Source organism: Chryseobacterium sp. MMO-72 (genome assembly GCF_037146035.1).
Classification (GTDB): domain Bacteria; phylum Bacteroidota; class Bacteroidia; order Flavobacteriales; family Weeksellaceae; genus Chryseobacterium; species Chryseobacterium indicum.
This window is the reverse complement of sequence record NZ_JBBCWG010000013.1, coordinates 141,269-147,712: the sequence shown is the minus strand read 5'-3', so window position 1 is coordinate 147,712 and position 6,444 is coordinate 141,269. Positions and strand designations below refer to the sequence as shown.

Genomic DNA, 6,444 nt, shown 5'->3' with positions numbered 1-6,444 from the left:
TACCTACATTAATTACCAAAACACACCAACACACCACGACCCATTAACAGCAATATAACCCCTGTCCCCCCCAGCGTTTTTTTTCGTGGCGGGCGGCTGATCCCCCCCCCCCGAAACTAAGAAAAGAGCTCAGACATGCCGCTCAATCTGGGCTAAAATACAGTTCTGCAATTTTAACTTTCTTCGTAAAATATTTAAACTCAGGAATTTATTATTTGCAACATAGTTAATTTTATTATTTAACATTAAAATTTTAAAAACGTTATCATTTTAACAAATATTTGGCAAAAAATTTGATATTGAATCAATGCTTATTGGTAAGATCATAAAAACTAATAATCAATTTTTTTTAACAGTTTAAATATTTTAGTGATGAAACACACAAATCAAAATCAGGAATTTCGTTTTAACGAAGTTCTTTTCGAACACCGTAACAAAGAATACGGAGCTTATGTATTAAGAAGAGAATCAGACAGAATCTTAACAAAAGCATTTTTTATAGGAGTCAGTGTATTGGCTGCCGTTTCTTTAACTCCGCTTGCGATTAATGCATTTAAGAATCCCGAAGTGACTGACGAAGGAGGGTATGAATTACCTCCACCAATTCTTATTAATGATTATGATGATACTCCACCTCCAGTAGCAGTTCTGCCTCCAAAAGCACCATCTGCTCCTGTAAAAACATTCGATGATACGGTTCCGACACCTACTTCTCATGTAACCAATGAAAAAGTTATAGAGAAAATTGAAGGAGCTGTTGCAGGAACAAGAAATAATCCTGATGGAGAAACTGCTCCATCGAATACTTATGTACCAACAACTCCAACGATCGGAACTGGTCCTGTAATTACCACGGCTCCACCAGTAGTACCTAAAGAGGATCCCAATAAGATTTTCAATAGTGTAGATTTGGGAAAAGAAGCAAATTTTGATGATGGAATAGACTCGTTCAGAAATAAAGTAATGAGTAATTTTGACGGATCAGGCTTTGATTCTGGCGAGGTAATGAAAACTACGATTACTTTCATTGTAGAAAAAGACGGTACCATTTCAGGAATAAAGGCTGCGGGTTCAGATGCAGATTTCAATAGTGAGGCGGTAAGAACAATCAGATCGATTAAAGGAAAATGGACACCTGCAAAAAACAAACAGGGTGAATCCGTAAGAAGCTATTTCAAATTTCCGATCACAATGAAATTTGATCAATAAGACATAAAAAACAAATCTTGAACAGTTATCCACAAAGAATTTTTTTTGTGGATAATTTTTTTTATTGCTAAATTACTTATTAACAATATTTTAACTCAAATTTCGTTTTATCCCTTTATTAAGAGCAGGGAAAAATGTGTATTTTTGAAACTTAAAGTTCTAACAATGGCAAAAATCATAGGTATCGCTAATCAGAAAGGAGGAGTTGGGAAAACAACAACAGCTGTTAATTTAGCCGCAGCATTAGGGGTATTAGAGAAAAAAATATTAATCATCGATGCAGATCCTCAGGCGAATGCAACCTCAGGTTTAGGCGTAGAAGACGTAAGATATTCTACATACAATCTTTTGGAGCACAGTGTAGATACGGCAAAATGCATCAAGCAGACAGCAACTCCGAATCTGGATATTGTACCTTCTCACATCGATTTGGTAGCAGCGGAAATTGAGCTTGTCGACAAAGAAGAGCGTGAGTATATGCTTAAAAAAGCTTTACAGAGCGTAAGAGACGATTATGATTATATTATTATCGATTGTGCGCCGAGTTTAGGTCTTATTACCGTAAATGCGCTTACAGCAGCAGATTCTGTAATCATTCCGATTCAGTGCGAATATTTTGCATTGGAAGGTCTTGGAAAATTACTGAATACCATCAAAAACGTTCAGAAAATCCACAATAAAGATCTGGATATTGAAGGTTTGCTTCTTACGATGTACGACAGCCGTTTGAGACTATCCAATCAGGTCGTGGAAGAAGTAAATTCTCATTTCCCTGAAATGGTGTTCGAAACCATTATCAGCAGAAACGTACGATTAAGCGAAGCACCAAGCTTCGGAGAAAGTATTCTGAATTACGATGCAGAAAGTAAAGGAGCAATACAGTACATTCAGTTGGCGGAAGAAGTTTTATTGAAAAACGAAAAATTAGTAAAGAATTAAAAGCAGCTAGCTAAGCTAAACGCTAAAAACAAAATATGAAGGATAAAAAAAGAGCGATGGGGCGTGGTTTGGGCGCAATTCTTAGTGCCGAATCCAAAGCAACGATCAATTCTGCCACCGATGAGGGAGCAGATAAGTTTGTAGGGAATATCGTAGAAATTGCATTAGAAGATATTTATCCCAATGCGTCTCAGCCAAGAACTTATTTTGACGAAAAAGCATTGAACGAACTCGCACAGTCAATTAAAAATTTAGGCGTTATTCAGCCGATTACTTTAAGAAAAGACGGCGAAAAGTTTGAAATTATTTCCGGAGAAAGACGTTACCGCGCAAGTAAAATTGCAGGTTTGGAGTCTATTCCGGCATACATCCGTCTGGTTAATGATCAGGAATTGCTTGAAATGGCACTTGTTGAAAATATCCAGAGAGAAGATCTTGATGCGATAGAAATTGCATTAACATATCAGAGATTGATGGAAGAGATCGGTCTTACTCAGGAAAATCTAAGCCAGAGAGTAGGGAAAGACAGAAGTACCATTACAAATTCCATCAGATTACTGAGACTGCATCCCGATATTCAGAATGCGATCCGAAGCGGAGAAATTTCTGCAGGACACGGAAGAGCCATCATCAGTCTTGAAAGCGAAGAACATCAGCAGATTTTGTTTGATCTCATTATCAAAGAAAAACTGAATGTAAGACAGGCAGAACAGGCAGCTACAGCCATTAAAAACCCGAAATCTCCGGCAGCGAAAAAAGCAAAAGCCGAGCTTTCCAACAATTATAAAAGAGCGCAGAAAACAATTGCAGATATTTTAGATGTAAAAGTTGAAATCAAAGCCTCTCCAAACGGTAAAAAAGGTAAAATTGTTCTGGACTTCAAAAATGAAGATGAGCTGGAATATATTTTATCCCATATTAAATAAATGAAAAAAATACTTTTCACATTTTTTCTGTGTCTGTTTGCAGCTGCGTATTCACAGGTAAATCGTAATGACACGATTCGGGTGGACTACCGTCCGAAAGACAGTGTTGCTGTAGAAAAAAACAATACCAAAACGGAAACTAAGATTGTTGCAGATCTGGAAAAAGCAAACGGACCTACCAGAAAAACGCTAAAGCTGAATCCTACAAAAGCAGGATTGTATTCTGCTGTACTTCCGGGATTGGGACAGGTGTATAATAAAAAATACTGGAAAGTTCCTATTGTTTTAGGAGCAGTAGGAGCGGGGGTAGGAATTGCAGTCTGGAATGACAACCAATACAGAAAATACCGCGAATATTACATCGCAAAACTCAACGGAACGCCAAATGAATTTGTTGATAGCCATCCTTGGCTCGACAAAGTGGCTCTCGGAAATGCACAGGACAGATCCAAGAGACAGAGAGATTATGCCATTGCAATTACAGGGTTAATTTATATTCTGAACATTGTTGATGCAGTGGTTGATGCCCATTTGTACGAAGCGAGACACGATCCGGATCTTACGCTTAATCCGGCAATGATTCAGGATCAGTACGGAATTGCACCTCCGAAAACGGGCTTAAGTTTAAGTTACAGATTTTAAAAATAAGTAATGCTGTCTTAGCTTAGTGAAACCGAAGATTCGACGAAGTCAAACGCCTTTGCGAACGAAGAATATGGAGGAGGATTTTAAAGAAATCTTTGCGGGCTTTGCGTTAGATTATAAAAATTAAATAAAGAAGTACATGAAAATAGCATTAGTTGGATACGGTAAAATGGGCAAAATCATTGATGAAATTGCCACTAAAAGAGGACATGAAATCGTTGCCCGGTTAAAAGAAACTCCAACTGCTGAAAATCTCAATAATCCCGATGTTGTAATCGAATTTTCGTTACCGGAAGTTGCTCACGAAAACATCAAAGCCTGTCTGGAAAACAAAATTCCGGTGATCTGCGGAACAACGGGCTGGCTGGAAAAAAAATCCGAAATTGAAAAACTGGCTGTAGAAAAAGAAGCCGCTTTTTTATATGGTTCAAATTTTAGTCTTGGTGTTAATTTATTCTTTGCCTTAAACGAAAAACTGGCAGATTTAATGAAAAATGTAGACGAATATTCTTGTCAGTTAGAAGAAATTCATCACATTCACAAATTAGATGCTCCAAGCGGAACAGCAATTTCCATCGCCGAAGGAATTTTTAAAAACAATCCGAAATTCGATTGCTGGAAACTGGAAGAAACTCAGGGAAGTCAGCTGGGGATTTTTGCCATTCGTGAAGATGAGGTTCCGGGAACACACAGTGTTTTTTACAAAAGTGAAGTGGACGAAATCGAGATCAAACATACCGCATTCAACAGAAACGGTTTTGCATTGGGTGCAGTAGTTGCGGCAGAATGGATTAAAGACAAAAAGGGAAATTTCACGATGAAGGACGTTTTGGGACTTTAATATTGTAACAAAATTCTTACATTGCAAACTAATAAGAGTGAATGATGAAACGTTAATAGTGAATTTATCATCATTATCAGACATCATTCATCAATTATATTATAGATTAGGCACAAAAATTTATGAATTATTTTTTAACGTACGCAGTTTATGTTCTCATTTTATCTGTATTGATGGGGATTTCCACGTGGAAACTGTTCAAAAAATTAGGATATAGTCCGCTTTTCGCGTTTATTCCTTTCTACAACTATTTCATTATTTTAAAAGAGACAAAACATCCGAAATGGTGGGCAATTTTTTCGTATCTGCCAATCGTGGGACCTATTATGATGTCTGTTTTTCATTTGTATTTAGTGAAAAAGTTCGGGAAAACGCTCTTCAAAGATCAGCTTCTTACAGTCATTCTTCCGTTTATCTACATGGCAACGATAAATTATGGAAAAGATGTTGAGCTGGAAGACGAAAATGCGATCTTCCTTACCGACGAAGAAAAAAGTGCAAAAAAGAAAGATTCATTTGTTGGATCTGTGACGTTTGCGGTAGTTTTCGCAACAATAATTCACGTTTTTGTAACGCAGCCTTTCGGAATTCCGACAGGATCTATGGAAAGAACTTTACTGGTAGGTGATTTCCTTTTCGTAAACAAATGGAGCTACGGATACAGACTTCCGATGCGCCCCCTTGCAATTCCTTTCCTTCAGGGAACCATCATGGATACAGGGGAAAAAGGAAACCCGAAAGATGATCCTAAATCTTATGTGGATGCCGTAAAATTACCTTATGAAAGAATTTTTCAGTTCAATAAACCTCAGAAAAAAGATATCGTTGTTTTCAATTATCCTCAGGATTCTGTGCATACCGCGATAGACAGAAAAGATCCTTATGTAAAAAGATGTGTAGCTGTTGCGGGGGATACTTTCGAAATGAGAGCCGGAAGACTTTTCGTTAACGGAAAAGCTGAAACATTTTTAGGAGATCAGGAAGTTCAGCACGCGTATACAGTAAGCACAGGAACGCAGTTGGATATTCCGGGACTTTATAATATTTACGGATTTTTGCCTGTTAGAGAAATTCAGAACGAAAAAAGCGGCGGATTTGTTTATATGTTTCAGGGACTTACTGATAAAACGGCTAAAGAAATTAAATCTTTACCGAACGTGATCAGCATGGAAGAAAATATCTATCCTAAAGATTCTGCAACGATTTCATATAAATTGAATGCTGATAAAACAGCATACACCAAAAGTATTGATACTACCCAGTCTATTTTCCCAATCAACAAACCTTGGAATCAGGATTGGTACGGACCTTTAAAGATTCCTAAAAAAGGAGATGTGGTTACCATCAATCAGGAAACCTTACCGGAATACCAGTGGATTATTTCACAATATGAACACAATAAGCTAGAGAATAAAAACGGTAAAATTTTCATCAACGGAAAAGAAACCAATCAGTATACTATTCAGCAGGATTATTATATGATGGTGGGAGATAACAGAGACGCTTCTTTGGATGCAAGATTCTTTGGTTTTGTTCCTGAAGAAAATATCGTTGGAAAGCCAATGTTTACCTGGATGAGTGTTCAGGGAGTGTTTGCGGATGCAAGTTCTACTTATCAGGCTCCTAAAAAAGTTCGTTGGGAAAGAATGTTTAAAGCAACCAATACAGGAGAAGCCAACAAAACGTCTTACTGGTGGATTGCAGCGATGATTCTTATTCTGTTCTTCGGGTGGGAATATTTCATGAAATTATTCAGAAAGAAAAAGACGGAAGACGATGTCTAATTCACTTTGTCAAAGTTTCAATCTTTGACAAAGTTTCAAAATCAATTATTTAATTGAAAAAATAAATTATAAATAGAATGAAGTATTTGAAATAATACTT

The 6,444-nt window shown here is 37.1% G+C and carries 6 protein-coding genes; all 6 read left to right on the top strand.

Annotated features, from left to right (window positions below; genetic code table 11):
• The first annotated feature begins 372 nt into the window (after positions 1-372).
• The 6 genes from WFH39_RS16885 (at position 373) to lepB (ending at position 6,344) form a co-directional block, all read left to right on the top strand.
• Positions 373-1,209 (top strand): energy transducer TonB, encoded by an 837-nt coding sequence (locus WFH39_RS16885; RefSeq protein ID WP_336690728.1) that lies wholly within the window; start codon positions 373-375, stop codon positions 1,207-1,209.
• Between the two features lie 165 nt (positions 1,210-1,374).
• Positions 1,375-2,148, top strand: coding sequence for a ParA family protein (locus WFH39_RS16880; RefSeq protein WP_087712453.1), 774 nt, complete (start codon positions 1,375-1,377; stop codon positions 2,146-2,148).
• Between the two features lie 35 nt (positions 2,149-2,183).
• Positions 2,184-3,074 (top strand): ParB/RepB/Spo0J family partition protein, encoded by an 891-nt coding sequence (locus WFH39_RS16875; protein ID WP_214588987.1) that lies wholly within the window; start codon positions 2,184-2,186, stop codon positions 3,072-3,074.
• Positions 3,075-3,716, top strand: a complete 642-nt coding sequence (locus WFH39_RS16870) for a DUF5683 domain-containing protein (RefSeq protein WP_336690727.1) — start codon at positions 3,075-3,077, stop codon at positions 3,714-3,716.
• A 142-nt stretch (positions 3,717-3,858) separates the two neighbouring features.
• Complete coding sequence (gene dapB, locus WFH39_RS16865) at positions 3,859-4,560, top strand: 4-hydroxy-tetrahydrodipicolinate reductase (RefSeq protein WP_336690726.1); 702 nt, start codon at positions 3,859-3,861, stop codon at positions 4,558-4,560.
• 122 nt (positions 4,561-4,682) lie between these two features.
• Positions 4,683-6,344 (top strand): signal peptidase I, encoded by a 1,662-nt coding sequence (lepB, locus tag WFH39_RS16860; protein ID WP_336690725.1) that lies wholly within the window; start codon positions 4,683-4,685, stop codon positions 6,342-6,344.
• The last annotated feature ends 100 nt before the right edge of the window (positions 6,345-6,444 follow it).

What these genes read in the sequence shown, in the direction of transcription:
- WFH39_RS16885 (WP_336690728.1), top strand. Translation starts at nt 373, where the DNA reads ATGAAACACACAAATCAAAATCAGGAATTTCGTTTTAACGAAGTTCTT.
- WFH39_RS16880 (WP_087712453.1), top strand. Translation starts at nt 1,375, where the DNA reads ATGGCAAAAATCATAGGTATCGCTAATCAGAAAGGAGGAGTTGGGAAA.
- WFH39_RS16875 (WP_214588987.1), top strand. Translation starts at nt 2,184, where the DNA reads ATGAAGGATAAAAAAAGAGCGATGGGGCGTGGTTTGGGCGCAATTCTT.
- WFH39_RS16870 (WP_336690727.1), top strand. Translation starts at nt 3,075, where the DNA reads ATGAAAAAAATACTTTTCACATTTTTTCTGTGTCTGTTTGCAGCTGCG.
- dapB (WP_336690726.1), top strand. Translation starts at nt 3,859, where the DNA reads ATGAAAATAGCATTAGTTGGATACGGTAAAATGGGCAAAATCATTGAT.
- lepB (WP_336690725.1), top strand. Translation starts at nt 4,683, where the DNA reads ATGAATTATTTTTTAACGTACGCAGTTTATGTTCTCATTTTATCTGTA.